At 71.6% G+C, this 17,121-nt stretch carries 10 protein-coding genes and 1 pseudogene; 7 read left to right on the top strand and 4 right to left on the bottom strand.

The window, feature by feature from the left end:
• Nucleotides 1–62: 62 nt before the first annotated feature.
• The 3 genes and pseudogenes from ACYVAK_RS02825 to ACYVAK_RS02835 all read left to right on the top strand — a co-directional run.
• Nucleotides 63–1,328 (top strand): annotated as a pseudogene (locus ACYVAK_RS02825) (amidohydrolase); the annotation flags it as partial.
• Nucleotides 1,328–2,638, top strand: coding sequence for an amidohydrolase family protein (locus tag ACYVAK_RS02830; protein WP_461057769.1), 1,311 nt, complete (start codon nucleotides 1,328–1,330; stop codon nucleotides 2,636–2,638). The pseudogene ACYVAK_RS02825 and the gene ACYVAK_RS02830, both read left to right, overlap by 1 nt.
• Nucleotides 2,635–2,964 (top strand): hypothetical protein, encoded by a 330-nt coding sequence (locus tag ACYVAK_RS02835; protein ID WP_461057771.1) that lies wholly within the window; start codon nucleotides 2,635–2,637, stop codon nucleotides 2,962–2,964. The genes ACYVAK_RS02830 and ACYVAK_RS02835 overlap by 4 nt, the downstream gene beginning before the upstream one ends.
• Before the next feature lie 15 nt (nucleotides 2,965–2,979).
• Here ACYVAK_RS02835 and ACYVAK_RS02840 read toward each other — a convergent pair whose 3' ends face one another.
• Nucleotides 2,980–4,293: a GntP family permease gene (locus ACYVAK_RS02840; protein ID WP_461057773.1), complete on the bottom strand. Its 1,314-nt coding sequence runs from the start codon at nucleotides 4,291–4,293 to the stop codon at nucleotides 2,980–2,982.
• 151 nt (nucleotides 4,294–4,444) lie between these two features.
• Between ACYVAK_RS02840 and ACYVAK_RS02845 the strand changes: the two genes are divergently transcribed.
• Genes ACYVAK_RS02845 through ACYVAK_RS02855 form a run of 3 tightly spaced genes read left to right on the top strand, consistent with a single transcriptional unit; the run spans nucleotide 4,445 to nucleotide 11,088 of the window.
• Complete coding sequence (locus ACYVAK_RS02845) at nucleotides 4,445–6,712, top strand: TonB-dependent receptor (protein ID WP_461057775.1); 2,268 nt, start codon at nucleotides 4,445–4,447, stop codon at nucleotides 6,710–6,712.
• A gap of 7 nt (nucleotides 6,713–6,719) precedes the next feature.
• A complete protein-coding gene (locus ACYVAK_RS02850; protein ID WP_461057777.1) occupies nucleotides 6,720–7,727 on the top strand; it encodes an extracellular catalytic domain type 2 short-chain-length polyhydroxyalkanoate depolymerase in 1,008 nt (335 codons plus the stop codon).
• Between the two features lie 40 nt (nucleotides 7,728–7,767).
• A complete protein-coding gene (locus ACYVAK_RS02855) occupies nucleotides 7,768–11,088 on the top strand; it encodes a hybrid sensor histidine kinase/response regulator (RefSeq protein ID WP_461057779.1) in 3,321 nt (1,106 codons plus the stop codon).
• A gap of 37 nt (nucleotides 11,089–11,125) precedes the next feature.
• On the opposite strand, the gene ACYVAK_RS02860 is transcribed toward ACYVAK_RS02855, so the two are convergent.
• Nucleotides 11,126–11,767, bottom strand: a complete 642-nt coding sequence (locus ACYVAK_RS02860; protein ID WP_461057781.1) for a response regulator — start codon at nucleotides 11,765–11,767, stop codon at nucleotides 11,126–11,128.
• A gap of 17 nt (nucleotides 11,768–11,784) precedes the next feature.
• Entirely contained in the window at nucleotides 11,785–12,579 is a 795-nt protein-coding gene (locus ACYVAK_RS02865; protein WP_461057783.1) for a 3-hydroxybutyrate dehydrogenase, read from the bottom strand.
• Nucleotides 12,580–12,664: 85 nt separating this feature from the next.
• Between ACYVAK_RS02865 and ACYVAK_RS02870 the strand changes: the two genes are divergently transcribed.
• Nucleotides 12,665–14,401, top strand: a complete 1,737-nt coding sequence (locus ACYVAK_RS02870) for a 3-hydroxybutyrate oligomer hydrolase family protein (protein WP_461057785.1) — start codon at nucleotides 12,665–12,667, stop codon at nucleotides 14,399–14,401.
• A 38-nt stretch (nucleotides 14,402–14,439) separates the two neighbouring features.
• Here ACYVAK_RS02870 and clpB read toward each other — a convergent pair whose 3' ends face one another.
• Nucleotides 14,440–17,022: an ATP-dependent chaperone ClpB gene (clpB, locus tag ACYVAK_RS02875; protein ID WP_461057787.1), complete on the bottom strand. Its 2,583-nt coding sequence runs from the start codon at nucleotides 17,020–17,022 to the stop codon at nucleotides 14,440–14,442.
• Nucleotides 17,023–17,121: the final 99 nt, after the last annotated feature.

Below are 17,121 nucleotides of genomic sequence, written 5' to 3' on the forward strand. Positions count from 1 at the left end.
CCGCCGCCCTGGCGCTCGGCCTCGGCCACGCCGCCGACGCCCGCGTCACCGTGCTGAAGGACGACCCGTACCCGAGCACCTACGAGCGCGTGGCGGCGCCGGATACCCTGATCCGCAATGCCACCGTGCTGGTCGGTGACGGTTCGCGACTGGAGAACGCCGATGTGCTGCTGCGCGACGGCAAGGTGGCCCGCGTGGGCTCCGGCCTCGACGCCCCGAGGAATGCAACGGTGGTGGACGGCACCGGCAAGTGGATCACGCCGGGGCTCATCGACGTGCACTCGCATCTCGGCGTGTACCCGTCGCCGGGCCTCGACGCCCACAGCGACGGCAACGAGATGACCAACCCCGTGACCGCTCAGGTCTGGGCCGAGCATGGCGTGTGGCCGCAGGATCCGGGGTTCGGGACCGCGCTCGCCGGCGGCGTCACCTCGATGCTGATCCTGCCCGGAAGCGCGAACCTCATCGGCGGGCGCGGCGTGGTGCTGAAGAACGTGCCCGGCGAGACCTACCAGCAGATGAAGTTCCCCGGCGCGCCGTGGAGCCTGAAGATGGCCTGTGGCGAGAACCCGAAGCGGGTCTACGGCGGGCGCGGCTCGGCGCCGATGACCCGCATGGGCAACGTGGCCGGCTATCGCAACGCCTTCATCGAAGCGCGCGAGTACCTGGAAAAACTCGAGGGCGAGGAGCCGCCGACGCAGGACCTGCGCCTGGAAACGCTGGCCGGCGCCATGACGGGCGAGATCCAGGTGCAGGTCCACTGCTACCGCGCCGACGAGATGGCGATCATGCTCGACCTCGCCGAGGAGTTCGATTTCCAGGTGGCGGCCTTCCACCACGGCACCGAGGCCTACAAGATCGCCGACCGCCTCGCCGAGGCCGGCACTTGCGGCGCGCTGTGGGCCGACTGGTGGGGCTTCAAGGCCGAGGCCTACGACGCCGTGCAGGAGAACATCCTGATCGTCGATCGCGCCAACGGCGGCCGGGGATGCGCCGTGGTGCACTCGGATTCGGCGGAAGGCATCCAACGCCTCAACCAGGAGGCCGGCAAGGTGATCGGCGTCGGCCGCCGGGCCGGCATCGACATCGCCCCGGAGCACGCGGTGCGCTGGATCACCCAGAACGCCGCGCGCACGCTCGGCATCGAGGAACAGGTCGGCACGCTCGAGCGCGGCAAGATGGGTGACGTGGTGCTGTGGAACCAGAACCCCTTCAGCGTCTACGCCAAGGCCGAGAAGGTCTGGATCGACGGCGCGCTGATGTTCGACCGCAACGACCCGGCGCTGCAGCCGGTGTCCGACTTCACGCTCGGCCAGGAGCCCCTCTGATGCGCGCCCTCTCCGTCCTCGCCGGCGCCGTCGCGCTGGCCCTCGCCGGCCTCGCCTCCGCGCAGTCGGTCGTCTTCATCGACAACGCCAAGGTGCACACCGCCGGTGCCGCCGGCACGCTGGCCAATGGCGACGTCATCATCACCAACGGCGTCATCAGCGCGGTCGGCGCCGAACTGGCCGCCCCTGCCGGCGCCACGCGCATCGATGCCCAGGGCCAGCCGCTGACGCCGGGCCTGTTCGCCGGCCTCACCGCGCTCGGCCTCGAGGAGATCAGCGCCGAGTCGAGCACCGTGCACCAGAGCCTCGGCGCCGCCACGCCGCACGTGCATCCGGGCGAGACGCGCTGGCGCCCGGAGTTCGACGTGCTGCCCGCCTACAACCCGCGCTCGCAGGTGATCGGCGTCAACCGCATCGAGGGCCTCACCTTCACCGTGCTCGCCCCCGGCGCCCTCGAGGAGGGCAGCTTCGTCGCCGGCCAGGGCGGCGCCGTGCGCTTCGACGGCGGCTTCGACGCGCTCGTCGACGGCAGCCGCTCACTGTTCGTCGACCTCTCCAGCGGCGCCGTCGCGATGTCAGGCGGCAGCCGCGCCGGCCAGTACATGCTGCTCGACCAGGCGATCCGCGAGGCCAAGCCGCCGGCGTCGCCGATGATGATGGTGTCGCCCGGCCACGGCCTGCTGACGCCCGCCGGCCGCGACGCGATGAGCCGCTACCTGCGCGGCGGCCGCGTGGTGTTCACCGTCGATCGCGCCGCCGATATCCGGCAGGTGATCGCGCTGGGCCAGCGCTACGGTTTCCAGCCGGTGATCAACGGCGGCGCCGAGGCTTGGGTCGTGGCCAACGAACTGGCGGCGGCGAAGGTGCCGGTGCTGCTCGACGCGCTCGTGAACCTGCCGAACAGCTTCGACCAGCTCGGCGCGCGGCTCGACAACGCGGCCAAGCTGCACGCCGCCGGCGTCACGGTCGCTTTCTCGCAGGCCGGCGACGCGACGCACAACGCCCGCAAGATCCGCCAGCTGGCCGGCGTGGCCGCGGCCAACGGGCTGCCTTGGGAGATCGCGCTCGCGGGCCTCACCTCCGCGCCGGCGAAGGTGTTCGGCATCGACGCGAAGATCGGCAGCATCGAGGTCGGAAAGACCGCCGACCTCGTGTTGTGGAACGGCGATCCGCTCGAAGTGACGACGACCGCAACGCAGGTGTTCGTGGGCGGGCGCGCCGTGCCGATGCAGTCGCGCCAGACCCTGCTGCGCGACCGCTACCTTGCGCCGAAGGGCGAGCGCTCGCGGCTGTACCCGACGGGGCGATGAGCGTGGCAGCGGCGAACGGCACCCTGCACTTGCGACGCGTTCCTGCCCTCTGGCAGGACCGGGTACGCGACTACGTGGTGCTGGTCGATGGCGAGGAAGCGGGCCGAATCGCGAACGGCGCGGCCCTCGCGATGCCGCTCGCGGCCGGCGAGCACCGCGTGCAGCTCGCCATCGACTGGTGCCGCTCGCCCGAAGTGCGGGTCACCGTGCCCGCGGACGGGACCGTGGCGATGGCGTGCGGGCCGAACGCGAACCCCTTGCTCGTCCTGCTTTACATCAGCGTGTGGCGCGACCGCTACCTCTGGCTGCGGCGCGACGCCGCCTGACCGGACGGCCCGTCTTCAGAGCCCGAGCGCGAACAGGCCGAGGCAGAGCAGCAGGCCGAGGCCGGGGACGATGACCGTCAGGGCGCCGACCGGCAGGTAGGCGTCCCTGTGGGTCTCGCCGCAGATCGCGCGGATGGTCGTCACCACGTAGCCGTTGTGCGGCAGCGAATCGAGCACGCCCGAGCTGATGGCGACCGAGCGGTGCAGCTGTTCCGGATTGACGCCTTGCGCGAGGAAGATCGGCGCGAGGATCGGCAACGCGATGGCCTGTCCGCCGGAAGCCGAACCGGTCATGGCCGCGATCAGGCTCACGGCGATGGCGGCCGTGGCGACCCCGGAGCCGGGCATGTGGGTCACCGCATCGACGGCGACGTCGAAGGCGGGCGACAGCTTCGCCACCGCGCCGAAACCCACCACGGCGGCGGTATTGCCAATCGCGATCAGCGCGCCCGTGCTGCCCTCGCCGATGGCCTTGCCCGGCTGCCGGAGCATGCGCAGGCACAGCAGGGCGACCGCGGCGCAACCCGACAGCAGGGCGACGATCAACGCGGAGACGCCGAAAGCGTCATGCAGCGCGAACGAAACACCCAACACCACGAGGGTGGGCAGCAGCGCCGCCCACAGCGGCGGCAGGTCGGCACGCAGCTCGCCGGGGTCGCCCTCGCGCGCCTCGAAGCGCTCGCCGCGCGCCTTGGCGCGCCTCAGCATCCAGCCAAGCCAGAGCTGGCCGAGCACCGCCATGAACAGCGCCGTGGCGAGGCTGGCTTCCCAGGCCGCCCAAGGCGTCGTGTCGAGGTAGGGGATCGGGATCCAGTTCTGGATCTCGGGTGAGCCGGCGGAGGTCATCGTGAAAGTGACGGAGCCGAAGGCCAGTGCCGCGGGGATGAAGCGACGCGGCAGGTCGGCGGCACGGAACAGGGCCAGCGCGGCCGGGTACACCGAGAACGCGACCACGAACAGGCTGACGCCGCCGTAGGTCAGGATGGCGCAGGCCAGCACGACGGCGAGCGCGGCATGCGACGGGCCCAGGTGGCGCATCACGGCTGCGGCAATCGCGTCGGCGGCACCGCTGTCCTCCATCAGCTTCCCGAAGATGGACCCGAGCAGGAACATGAAGAACCAGTTGGTGACGAAGCTGGTGAACCCGCCCATGTAGGCACCGACCAGGTTCGGCGCGCCCTCGACGGCCAGCGGCGGCAGCAGGGCGATGCCCGACGTGAGGGCGACCAGCAGCGCGCACAGCGGCGTGGCGACGAACAGGTTCCAGCCGCGCATGGTCAGCACGACCAGCAGGGCGAGGGCGAGGGCGAGGCCGAGGGCGCTCAGCATCGGGACGGCTCCGGACGGGACGGCGGCAGCATGATCGCCACCCGGCCGGGACGTGATTGGACGAACGTACAGGTGCTGCCCCCGGGGCACAGGCCTAGTCTGCGCAGCAACCGCGCCGGGGGGCGCGCTCCACACCTTTGGGGGAAGACCGATGTTCCGCAGCGCACTCAGCACCGCCATCCACGCCGCCCTGCTCGCGGGCCTCGCCGCCACGCCGGTGGCCTTTGCCCAGTCGGCCCCGGCCGACGCCAACCCGGAAGCGAAGACGCTCGATGCCGTCACCGTCACGGCCCGCAAGCGCGAGGAAACGCTGCAGGAGGTGCCGATCGCGGTGACCGCCTTCACCGCGGACGCGCTGGATCGCCTGGGCACGCGCGACATCGCCGACCTCGACGCGCAGGTGCCGAACCTGACGATCTACGCGGCGCGCGGTTCCAGTTCGACGCTCACGACCTTCATCCGCGGCGTCGGCCAGGCCGATCCGCTGTGGGGCGTCGACCCGGGCGTTGGCCTCTACCTCGATGATGTCTACATCGCCCGCCCGCAGGGCGCGCTGCTCGACGTGTTCGACGTCGAGCGCATCGAAGTGCTGCGCGGGCCGCAGGGCACGCTGTACGGCAAGAACACCATCGGCGGCGCCATCAAATACATCTCGCGCGGCCTGCCGACCGAGCTCGACGGCCATGCCTCGGTGACCGTGGGCAACTACGGCCAGATCGACGTCAAGGCCGCCATCGGCGGCCCGATCGCGGCGAACGGCGGCCTCCGCGGCCGCCTCGCCGTCGCCAAGCTGGACCGCGACGGGTTCGGCGAGAACCGGGTCACCGGCGACGACGTCAGCGACAAGGACGTGTTCGCCATTCGCGGCCAGCTCGGCGCCTTCGTCAACGACCAGCTCGACATCCAGTTCGCCTTCGACATGGTCGACGACCAGAGCGGCGTGCGCGGCGCGCAGATGCTGGAGGCCAACCGCTTCAACGCGGTGCTGTTCCCGACGCTGGGCGCCTTCCCGCCGCTCGCCGATCGCTACGACGTGCGCAACGGCATGCCGAACATCAACGACACGACCATCGAGGGCGCCTCGACGACGGTGAACTGGCGCGCCACCGAGGACCTGACGCTGAAGTACGTGCTGGCCAAGCGGCAGAGCGACACCGAGACCAACATCGACTTCGACACCACCACCGCGCCGATCGCCGACGTCAAGGCCTTCTACGCCGACGAACAGGTCAGCCACGAGCTGCAGGCGAACTGGGACGCTGGCGGCCGCTCGCGCGGCGTGGTCGGCCTCTACGCCTTCGACGGCGAGGCCGGCGGCCAGGTGCTCAACAACTTCTTCAACCTGAGCTTCGGCGACACGCAAGGCACGGTGTTCACCGAGAGCGTGGCGCTCTACGCCGACTGGACGTTCGACCTCAGCGACCGGCTGTCGCTCGACGTCGGCGCGCGCTACACGGACGAGGACAAGCGCGCCAAGGTGCTGAACCGCTGCTACACCAGCGCCACCTTCACCACGCTGCGCGACTGCACGCCGGCCATCGCCACCGACGACCCGGCGGCCGCGAACTTCGACCGCACGATCAACTTCAAGAACACCTCGCCGAAGATCGCGCTGAACTTCGACCTGAACGACGACGTGATGCTCTACGGCCTCGCCTCGCGCGGCTTCAAGTCGGGCGGCTACAACATCCGCGCGCAGGCCACGCTGGTGCCGCGCTCCGCCCTGCCCTTCGACGACGAGGTGGTGGACAGCTTCGAGGTCGGCGCCAAGATGGGCCTGCTCGACCAGCGCCTGTTCCTGAACCTCGCGGCGTTCCACAACAAGTACGAGGACATCCAGCTCTCCGTCTTCACGGCGAACCCGGCGGGCGGCTTCTTCGGCGACTTCACCAACGCCGGCAAGGGCACGGTGCAGGGCGTCGAGGCCGAGTACCAGTGGCTGCTGAGCGACGCGTTCACCGTCAGCGGCAACCTCGCGTGGCTCGACGCCGAGTATGACGAGTTCCTGTTCGCCGGCGTCGACATCGCCAACGAGCAGGAATTCACCAACGCGCCCGAGTTCTCCGGCGCGATCAACCTCGAGTGGCGCACGGCCGTCGGCAGCGCCGGCGAGCTCACGGCGCGCGTCGGCTACAGCTACCAGAGCGAGGTCATCGCGACGACCGAGATCATCCGCAGCAACGTGCCGCCGGCCGCGCCCTTCGGTCGCCTGCCGATCAGCCAGGACGGCTACGGCCTCGTCAGCGCCGGCGTCGTCTGGCAGAGCGGCGGCCCGTGGTCGGTGTCCCTGCAGGGCACCAACCTCACGGACAAGGAGTACCTGACGACCGGCTACAACCTGGCGCAGGCCCTCGGCGTCTACACCGGCTTCTACGGCGCGCCGCGCCAGTACAGCCTGTCGGTCCGCTACGACTTCTGAGTCCGCGATGACCCACCGCCGCCCGCTGCCCCTCGTCCTCACCGCGATGCTCGGCGGCCTCTCGGGCTGCGGCGGCGAGCCGGCACCGCCGCTGGCCGCGATCACGCTCGACGCGTCGCGCGTGGCCGTGGCCGGGGTGTCGTCCGGGGCGTACATGGCCACGCAGGTGCACGTGGCGCTCAATGCCCGCGTGCACGGGGCGGCCCTCGTGGCCGGCGGCCCGTACGGCTGCGCGCAGGGGCAGCTCGAGACCGCGCTGGGCCCGTGCATGACCGCCCAGCCGGCGCCTCCGGCGGCGGCCACGCTGGTCGCCGTCGCGAGGCAACGGGCGGCCGACGGAACGATCGATCCGCTGGCGACGTTCACCGGTGATCGCGTGCTGGTGCTGCACGGCAAGGACGACGCGACGGTGGCGCCACCGCTCGCGCCGATCACCGCCGCGGTGTTGCGGGATCTTTCCGGCAACGCGGCCACGGTCACGCTCGACGACCAGCGCGCCTTCGGCCATGGCTGGCCCACGCCCGATGCCGGCGTCCCTTGCGGGCAACCGGGATCGCCGTGGCTGCTCGACTGCGACATCGATGCCGCCGGCGAGGTGATGGGCGCGCTGTTCGGCGAGGCCGGTGAGGCCGGTGCCGGCACCGGCGCCCTGCTGCGCTTCGACCAGCGCGAGTTGGCCCCGGAGGGCGCGGTGGGCCTGGCCGATACCGGCTTCGTCTATCGGCCCGGCGCCTGCACGGACGCCGCCTGCGGCGCACTCGTGGTGTTCCACGGCTGCCAGCAGAACGAGGAGAGCGTCGGCGAGGCCTTCGTCCGCGACGCCGGTTTCAATCGCTGGGCCGACGTGCATCGCGTGGTCGTGGTCTATCCTCAGGCGCAATCGAGCTACATGCCGCTGAATCCGAAAGCATGCTGGGACTGGTGGGGCTACGGCGGCGCCGACTACGACCTGAGGACGGGCGGGCAGATCCGCTTCGTCGCGGCGTTGCTCGACCGGCTGGCGGGGACGCGCTGATCCCCGAACCGGCCGCATCGCGGCGCGGGGGAGGACCCGCATGTTGAGCGAATGGGGCGTGCTGTTCGCCGCGGTGCTGTGGCTGGGCCTGCTGTTCGGCACCGCGGTGTGGGGGGAGCGCCATCCGGGCGCGATGGCGCGGCACTGGGGATGGGTGTTCGCCCTGTCCCTCGCCGTGTACTGCACCAGCTGGACCTTCTTCGGCACGGTGCAGCAGGCGCGCGATTCGGGCTGGGCGCTGCCACCCACCTTCCTCGGCACGATCCTGCTCTACGCGCTGGCCTTTCCCGTCCTGCTGAAGCTCTTCCGCCTCGCACGCGAACTCAACAGCACCTCGCTGGCCGATTTCATCGCCACGCGGCTGGGCCGCAGTTCCGCGCTCGCGGCGACCGTCACCGCCATCGCGGTGATCGGCATGGTTCCCTACCTCGCGCTGCAGCTGAAGGCCGTGGCCATGAGCCATGGGCTCGTGACGCGCGGCAGCGACCTGGCCGCGCCGCCCGAGCAGGACAGCGCGCTGTACGTGGCGATCGCGCTCGGCGCTTTCGCGATGCTGTTCGGGACGCGCCGGGCCTCCGCGGTCGAGCACAACCGCGGCCTCGTGTTGGCGATGGCGGCGGAGTCGCTGCTCAAGCTCACCGCCATGCTCGGCCTCGGCCTGTGGCTGCTGACGCGCCCCGGCGGCCTCCCCGATGCCCCGCTGCCCCACGTCGAGGGCGGCACCGCGGGCTTCCCCGCGCTGGTGCTGCTGGGCGCGCTCGCGATGCTGACCCTGCCACACCAGTTCCACGTCGGCATCGTCGAAGCCCGCGACGAGACGCACCTGCGCACCGCGCGCTGGCTGTTCCCGCTCTACCTCGCGCTGATCGCCCTGCCGGTGTTGCCGCTGGCCATGGCGGGCGAGCAGACGCTGGGCGCGATGGGCGTTCCCGCCGACCTGTACGTCCTGGCCCTGCCGCTGGCCGAGGGGGCACCGGGGATGGCCCTGCTCGCCTTCCTCGGCGGGCTGTCCGCCGCGACCGGCATGCTGATCCTCGCGACGCTGACGCTGAGCGTGATGATCGGCAACCACTGGCTGACGCCGCTGCGGCTGCGCGGCGGCTGGCGTGCCGGCGACGGCGACCTGCGCGGCGCGGTGCTGCGGCAGAGGCGTTTCGCCATCGCCGCGGTGCTGGCACTCGCCTGGGCCTACAGCCGCGTCCTCGGCGACAACGATGCGCTGGCCGATATCGGCGCACTCTCGTTCTCGGGCCTCGGCACGCTGGCCCCCGCCGTCGGCTTCGCCCTGTGGCGACCGCAGACCCCGCCATGGGCGGTGCTCATCGGGCTGGTGGCCGGTTTCCTCACCTGGGCCTGGGTGCTGCTGCCGGGCGTCGCGGAGCCCATGGGCCTCGCCCTGGTCGATCGCGCCGGTGCGCCCTTCGGCTGGTCATGGCTGTCGCCGGACGGCCTGTTCGGCCTGGGCGGGTGGAGCCCACTGAGCCGCGGCGTGGCCGCCAGCCTCGTCGTCGGCACGGCGCTCCCCCTGCTGCTCGCGAGCTGGCGCGGTACCGCCGGCGATCGTCGCGACGGCCCGCTCGACGTCACCGCGGTGAAGCGGCTCGCCTCGCGCTTCCTTGCCGCCGACCGGCTCGATGCCGCGCTGAGCGACGCCCCCGCCACCGGGCTGCTCCCGGCCGGGCAACTGGCCCGCGTGGAGCGGGAACTGGCCGCCGTCGTGGGCGCGTCCTCGGCACGCCTGCTCCTCGACGCCCTGCGCCAACCAAGCGGCCCGGCGCCCGAGCAGGTCGCGGAACTCGTCGACGAGGCGACGCAGGGGCTTCGCTTCAACCAGCAGCTCCTCGAGGTGGCGCTCGAGCACATGAGCCAGGGCATCAGCGTCGTCGACCGCGAGCTGCGGCTGGTGGTGTGGAACCGCCGCTATCGCGAGATCTTCGGCTACCCCGACGACCTGCTCCAGGTCGGCATGCCGGTGGCCGCGCTGGTCGAGCACAACCTGCGCCGTGGACTCACTGGCGACATCGACGTGGCCCGCGGCCTCGAGCAGCGCCTGCAGCACATGCGCGCCGGCACGCCCTACCTGAGCGAGCGGCGCATCGGCGATGCGGTCATCGAGATCCGCGGCGAGCCGATGCCCGGCGGCGGCTTCGTCGCCACCTTCACCGATGTCACCGTGTTCCGTGCAAGCGAGGACGCGCTGCGCCGCGATGCCGAGACGCTGGAGGCCCGCGTGGGCGACCGCACGCGCGAGCTGGCCGAGGCGAAAGCCGAGGCGGAACGCGCGAACCAGGCCAAGACGCGCTTCCTCGCGGCGGTCAGCCACGACCTGACGCAGCCCCTGCACGCCGCGCGGCTGTTCACCGATGCACTGGCGCAGCGCAGCGACGCCGCCGGCGTGGCGCCGCAGGTGGCGCGCATCGCCGGCGCGCTGGAATCGGCGGAGGATCTGCTCGGCGGCCTGCTCGACATCTCGCGGCTCGACGCCGGCGGCCTCGCGGCGCAGCCCATCGACCTGCCGCTGCAACCGCTGCTCGACGGATTGGCACGGGAGACAGGCGTCATGGCGGAAGCGAAAGGCCTCTCGCTGCGCTGCGTGCCGACGACGGCCTGGGTGCGCAGCGACCCACAGCTGCTGCGCCGCGTGCTGCAGAACTTCCTCGCCAATGCCGTGCGCTACACGCCGCGCGGCGGGCTCGTGCTGGGCGTACGCCGTCGCGGCGCGGACGCGCTCGCCATCGAGGTCTGGGACAGCGGCATCGGCATCGCGCCCGAGCAGCAGCGCCTGGTGTTCGAGGAGTTCCGTCGCCTGCAACGTGGCGGGCAAGGCCTTGGGCTTGGCCTCGCCATCGCCGATCGCCTGGCGCGCCTGCTCGACGCGCCGCTGGCACTGCGCTCGCGGCAGGGGCGCGGCAGCGTGTTCTCGATCACCGTCCCGCGCGCGGCGGCGCGATCCGCGACCACCGACGCCCCGCCCCGTCCCGCCGAAGCCGCGGCCGACCTCGCGCTGCGCGTCCTGGTGGTCGACAACGACACCGTGGTGCTCGACGCCACGCGCCACTTGCTCGAGGGCTGGGGCGCCACCGTCCGGACGGCCGGCACGCCGGACGAGGCCCTGCGGGCGGCGGCGGAACTGGGGCCGCAGGCGTGGGTGCTCGACTTCCACCTCGACGACGGCGCCACGGGCGACGCCCTGCACCAGGCCCTGACGCGCCGCCATCCGCGCGGCGCCGGCATCATCGTCAGCGCCGACCATGGCGAAGCGGTGCGGCAAGCCGTGCTCGCCGTGGGCGCCACGCCGCTGACCAAGCCACTGAAACCACTGCGACTGAAATCGCTGCTGGCCGCGATGGCGCGGGCCTGAGGCGCCACGCGGGACGGCGCGGGCGCGGTCGGCGCCGCTATTCCCCGGCGAGCCCGCTCAGCAGCACGCCGGCCTGCGTGCGATTCCGCACGCCGAGCTTCTCGAAGACGACGGTGAGGTGGGCCTTCACCGTGCGTTCCTGGATGCCGAGCTCGTCGGCGATCTGCTTGTTGAGGCGCCCTTCGGCCACGCGCTGCAGCACCTTCAATTGCTGCGGCGAGAGCGTCGCCAGGCGCGCGGCCAGCGATTCGGATTCGCCATCGCGCGGCGTGCGGGCGAGCAACTCGCGCAGGGCCGCCGGCATCCAGGTCTCGCCGGCCAGCAGGGCGCGCACGCCCGCGTGGAGTTCGTCGGTGCCGGCGTGCTTGGTCAGGTAGCCGCAGGCGCCCATGGCCAGCGCGCGGCGCACGGTGGCCGGGTCGTCCTGGCCGGAGAGGATGGCAACGGCGACGCCCGGATGCGCCGCGCGGAGTTCACCAAGCGCCAGCAGCCCGTGCGTGCCGGGCAGTTGCAGGTCGAGCAGCACGAGGTCGATGTCGGGCGATGTCGCGAGCACGGACTGGGCGCTGGCCAGATCACCGGCCTCGTCGATGCGCGCGCCGGGCAGCCCCGACGCCAGGGTCTGCCGCAGCGCGAGCCGGTAAAGCGGATGGTCGTCGACGATCAGCAGATGGTGCATGGCGGCAGCTTAGCCGCTCACTGCGCCGTCCACCCGCCATCCACCGGCAGCGCGGCGCCATTGAGGTTGTGGGCCTCGCGACGGCACAGCCAGAGCGCCAGTGCGGCGATCTCGGTCGGCAGGGTCATGCGCAGGCTGGGCTGCTTCTCGGCCAGGAGGGCGCGGATGCCGCTGTCGCGATCACCATTGACCGTTCGCGCGGCGATCTGCGGTTCGATCAACGGTGTCTCCACCCAGCCGGGGCACACGCAGTTGACGGTAACGCCGCCCGAGGCGCGCGAGCCCTGCGCGGCCATCTCCAGCGCAGCAACCTTCGACAAGCCGATCAGCCCATGCTTCGCCGCCACGTAGGGCGCCTTGTTCACCGAAGCGACAAGCCCGTGCACCGAGGCGATGTTGATGACGCGGCCGAAGCCGCGTGCGGCCATGCCCGGCAATGCCGCCTTCATCGTGTGGAAGCAGGCGCTGAGGTTGATGGCGATCAGCGCGTCCCAGCGATCGTCGGGCATCTCCGCCAGCGACGCCGTGTGCTGGATGCCGGCGTTGTTCACGAGGACATCGATCTCGCCAGCCGCGGCCATCATCGCGTGGATGGCTTGGGGATCGCGCAGGTCGGCATCGTGGTGCACCGCGGACGCCGCACCCGCCATGCGGACGGCCGCCAGCGCGGCGGCCACCTGGCCACTGCCGCCAAGGCCGTTGATGTGCACGTGCGCGCCGGCGGCGCCGAGGGCCTCCGCGACGGCGAGGCCAATGCCGGAGGTGGCGCCGGTCACCAGCGCGACGCGGCCTTCGAGGAATCGATCAGTCATGGCGCCAGCTTGCCGTGCGGGGGCGCGCCCGGCCTTTGGACGAAAGTACGATGGCCCCGCCGCCCCCGGCTCGCAGACTGCCGTGATGAGCATCGAACCGCCCTCGCCCTCCCGTCCGCGTGCCCTCGCCGCGACGCCGCCCATGGCCCTTGCCCTGCTGGCGCTGGTGGGCGGCGGCGCGGCGCTGGCCGGCACGCTCCCCATCGCCGGCACGGTGCCGGTGCCCGCGTCCAGCGTGCATCGCGACAGCGATGACCTGCTGACCGCCGGGCTCGGCCTCGAGGGCCTGCGTGGTCCGATCCCCGCCCTCGCCGATCCGGCGGCGCCGACCTTCGCCGAACTGCGACGCCGGGCGGTCTGGACGAACTGGCGCGGCATCGCCGACGTGAGCGCGGCCGGCGGCCTCGGCACGACCTACGGCGATCTCCGCCCCGTGCCGGGCCGCGAGTTCCACGGCCGCGCGACCGTGCCGGGGGCTGCGCACCCGCATCGCGTCCTGCTGCAGCTGCCTGACACCTTCGACCGCGAACGCCCCTGCCTGGTCGTCACCGCCTCCTCCGGTTCGCGCGGCGTGTACGGCGCCATCGCGCTGGCCGGCGGCTGGGGCCTGCCCAAGGGCTGCGCCGTCGCCTACACCGACAAGGGGGCCGGCACCGACTGGACGCGCCTCCCCGTCGAGGGCCGCGAGGACGCGGTGCACGTCCCGCACGCGCATTCCGGCGACCACCCGGAAGCCGACTGGGGCCGCCACGTGCTGCAGGCCGCCGCCTTCGGGCGGGACGTGCTGGTGCGCGAAGCGGCGATCCACCCGGACGCGCTGCGGGTGATCGCCGCCGGCGTGTCCAACGGCGCCGGCGCCGTGCTGCGCGCTGCGGGCGATGAGGCGGACGCCTCACGCCGTATCGCCGATGCCCCACGCATCGACGGGGTGGTGGCGGTGTCGCCCAACATCCATCTCGATGGTGCGCGGCCGCTCTTCGACGTCGCCACCCACGCCGCCCTGCTGATGCCCTGCGCGCTGGCCGCGCCGCACTTCGACGGCGACGCCCTGCTCCGTCCGGGCGGCACGCTCCCGCCGGCCTACGCCGCCGGCTGCGCCACCTTGGCGAAGCACGGCCAGATCGACGGCGACGGCCTTCCCGCCCAGGCCACGGCCGCATGGAACGCCATGCAGGCCGCGGGATGGACCGACGCCGCCCTGCGTGCCGGCGGCTTGAGCGTGGCCTTCGACCTCTGGCGCGCCGTGGCGGCGGGCTATGCCTCGGCCTACGCACGCGCACCCGCGGACGCGATGCCGCTGGGCTACCGCTATGCGGTGCGCGACGCGCAGGGCGCACCGGTCGCGGCCACGCCGGCGGAAGCGGCGCTGTGGTGGAGCGACAGCAGCGGCATCCCGCCCGGCAACGGCGTGGTGCTGCTCGATCCGCCCGGCGACGACGGCCGCGTGGCCGGACTGCTCGGGCTTCGTGCGCTGGCCAAGGACGACGCTGCGGTGCGCGACGCCATCATCGCCACGCGTGCGCTGCCCCCGCGCGACGGGCTGCCGATCCTGCTGCTGCATGGCCTCGATGACGGCCTCGTGCCCGAATGGACGACGAGTGCGCCTTACGCCGCGTTCGCCCGCCAGCACGGCGCACGCCTCGGCTACTGGCGGATCGCCTTCGCCCAGCACTTCGATGCGTTCCTCGGCATGCCGGGCCTGACCGGCCGCTACGTCCCGCTGATGCCGGAGGCCTACGCGGCGCTCGACGCGATGCTGTCGCACCTGCGCGACGGCGCAGCGCTGCCCGGTGATCGGACGATCGGCGTGCCGGCGCCCTGAGGCGCCGGCGCGACACCCTCGTTCCGCCGCCGGGAAACTCAGGCCCTCCTGAACACGATCGTCCCGCCCTCGCTGCTCACCTGCAGCGTGTCGCCGGCGACGAACTCGCCACCGAGGATCTTCTGCGCCAGCGGGTTCTCGATCTGCTGCTGGATGGCGCGCTTCAGCGGCCGCGCGCCGTACACCGGGTCGAACCCGACGTTGCCCAGCACGTCCAACGCCTTGTCATCGATGCCGAACTTGATCTGCCGCTCGGCGAGGCGCTTGGCCAGGTAGGCGGTCTGGATGCGCGCGATCTCGCGGATCTGCTCGCGGCCCAGCGGGTGGAACACGACGATCTCGTCGAGGCGGTTGATGAACTCCGGGCGGAAGTGCGACTGCACCACGCCCATCACCGCCGCCTTCATCTGGATGTAGGCCGCGTCGCCCTCGCCGCTCAGCTCCTGGATGTGCTGGCTGCCGAGGTTGCTCGTCATCACGATCACCGTGTTGCGGAAGTCCACGGTGCGGCCTTGGCCATCCGTCAGGCGGCCGTCGTCGAGCACCTGCAGCAGCACGTTGAACACGTCCGGGTGCGCCTTCTCGACCTCGTCGAGCAGGATCACGCTGTAGGGGCGGCGGCGCACGGCTTCCGTCAGGTAGCCGCCTTCCTCGTAGCCGACATAGCCCGGGGGCGCACCGATCAGGCGGGCCACGGAGTGCTTCTCCATGAACTCGCTCATGTCGATGCGCACCATGGCCTCCTCGGTGTCGAACAGGAAGCTGGCCAGCGCCTTGCACAGCTCGGTCTTGCCCACGCCCGTGGGACCGAGGAACAGGAAGCTGCCGTTGGGCCGGTTCGGGTCGGAAAGGCCCGCGCGCGAGCGACGGATCGCATCGGACACCGCGCGCACGGCTTCGCGCTGGCCGACCACGCGGTTCGCCAGCACGTCGTCCATCTTCAGCAGCTTCTCGCGCTCGCCCTCCAGCATCTTGCTGACCGGGATGCCGGTCCAGCGCGACACGACCTCGGCGATCTCCTCGGCCGTCACCTTGTCCTGCAGGAGGGTGAAGCCCTTGGTCTCGGTCGCCTGCGCATCACTGAGCTGCTTCTCGAGCTGCGGCAGCTTGCCGTACTGGATCTCGGAGGCGCGCGCCAGGTCCTGCCGGCGGTGCGCGGCCTCCAGCTCGGACTTCAGCTGCTCGATCTGCTCCTTGAGCTTCGTGGTGCCGGTGACGGCGGCCTTCTCGGCCTTCCACACCTCTTCGAGGTCGTTGAACTCGCGCTCCAGCTTGGCGATCTCGGCCTCGAGGTCGGCGAGACGCTGCTTCGATTCGTCGTCCTTCTCCTTCTTCAGCGCCTCGCGCTGGATCTTCAGCTGGATCAGGCGGCGCTCCTTGCGGTCCATCTCCTCCGGCTTGGAGTCGATCTCCATGCGGATGCGCGAGGCCGCCTCGTCCATCAGGTCGATGGCCTTGTCGGGCAGCTGGCGGTCGGCGATGTAGCGGTTGGAGAGCGTGGCCGCGGCGACGATGGCCGGGTCGGTGATCTCCACGCCGTGGTGCACGGCGTAGCGCTCCTTCAGGCCGCGCAGGATGGCGATGGTGTCCTCGACGCTCGGCTCGCCCACGAACACCTTCTGGAAGCGGCGCTCCAGCGCGGCGTCCTTCTCGACGTACTTGCGGTACTCGTCGAGCGTGGTGGCGCCGATGCAGTGCAGCTCGCCGCGCGCCAGCGCGGGCTTGAGCATGTTGCCGGCGTCCATCGCGCCCTCGGCCTTGCCGGCGCCCACCATGGTGTGCAGCTCGTCGATGAACAGGATCACCTGCCCTTCGTTCTTGGCGAGGTCGTTGAGCACGGCCTTCAGGCGCTCCTCGAACTCGCCGCGGAACTTGGCACCGGCGATGAGCGCGCCCATGTCGAGCGAGAGCACGCGCTTGCCGCGCAGGCCTTCCGGCACCTCGCCGTTGATGATGCGTTGGGCGAGGCCCTCGACGATCGCCGTCTTGCCCACGCCCGGCTCGCCGATCAGCACGGGGTTGTTCTTGGTGCGCCGCTGCAGCACCTGGATGGTGCGGCGGATCTCCTCGTCGCGGCCGATCACCGGGTCGAGCTTGCTGTTCTCGGCGCGGGCCGTCAGGTCGATGCAGTACTTCTCCAGCGCCTGGCGCTGGTCCTCGGCGTTCTCGCTCTGCACCTTCTCGCCCCCGCGCATTTTCTGGATGGCCGCCTCGAGCTTGGCCTTGTCGAAGCCGGCGGACTTCAGCAGCTTGCCGGCCTCGCCGCTGTCCTCGACGCAAGCCAGAAGGAAAAGCTCGCTGGCGATGAAGGCGTCGCCGCGCTGGCTGGCCAGCTTGTCGGTCACGTTGAGCAGGCGCGCCAGCTCGTTGCCGAGGTTCACCTGGCCGGCCTGGCCGGTCACCTTCGGCAGTTTGTCGAGCGCCTCGCCGATCTTCTCGCGCAGCAGCACCACGTTGCCGCCGGCCTGCGCCAGCAGCGGACGCGTGCCGCCACCTTGCTGATCAAGCAAGGCCGAGAGCAGGTGCGCGGGTTCGATCAGGTTGTGGTCGCGCACGAGCGCCAGCGACTGCGCGTCCTGCAGGGCCTGGGCGAAGCGCGAGGTGAGCTTGTCCATCCGCATGGGTCGTCTCCGAAAGGGGCGGCGGCCCACGGAACGGGCCGCGATGGCTTCCAGATGCGGATGATGGCGAGGTGATTCAAGGCCGGCTTGATCCGGCGC

Source organism: Silanimonas algicola (genome assembly GCF_054777375.1).

Excerpts from the sequence above, each read along its gene's own strand:
- ACYVAK_RS02830 (WP_461057769.1), top strand. The coding sequence starts at position 1,328 with ATGCGCGCCCTCTCCGTCCTCGCCGGCGCCGTCGCGCTGGCCCTCGCC.
- ACYVAK_RS02835 (WP_461057771.1), top strand. The coding sequence starts at position 2,635 with ATGAGCGTGGCAGCGGCGAACGGCACCCTGCACTTGCGACGCGTTCCT.
- ACYVAK_RS02840 (WP_461057773.1), bottom strand. The coding sequence starts at position 4,293 with ATGCTGAGCGCCCTCGGCCTCGCCCTCGCCCTCGCCCTGCTGGTCGTG.
- ACYVAK_RS02845 (WP_461057775.1), top strand. The coding sequence starts at position 4,445 with ATGTTCCGCAGCGCACTCAGCACCGCCATCCACGCCGCCCTGCTCGCG.
- ACYVAK_RS02850 (WP_461057777.1), top strand. The coding sequence starts at position 6,720 with ATGACCCACCGCCGCCCGCTGCCCCTCGTCCTCACCGCGATGCTCGGC.
- ACYVAK_RS02855 (WP_461057779.1), top strand. The coding sequence starts at position 7,768 with ATGTTGAGCGAATGGGGCGTGCTGTTCGCCGCGGTGCTGTGGCTGGGC.
- ACYVAK_RS02860 (WP_461057781.1), bottom strand. The coding sequence starts at position 11,767 with ATGCACCATCTGCTGATCGTCGACGACCATCCGCTTTACCGGCTCGCG.
- ACYVAK_RS02865 (WP_461057783.1), bottom strand. The coding sequence starts at position 12,579 with ATGACTGATCGATTCCTCGAAGGCCGCGTCGCGCTGGTGACCGGCGCC.
- ACYVAK_RS02870 (WP_461057785.1), top strand. The coding sequence starts at position 12,665 with ATGAGCATCGAACCGCCCTCGCCCTCCCGTCCGCGTGCCCTCGCCGCG.
- clpB (WP_461057787.1), bottom strand. The coding sequence starts at position 17,022 with ATGCGGATGGACAAGCTCACCTCGCGCTTCGCCCAGGCCCTGCAGGAC.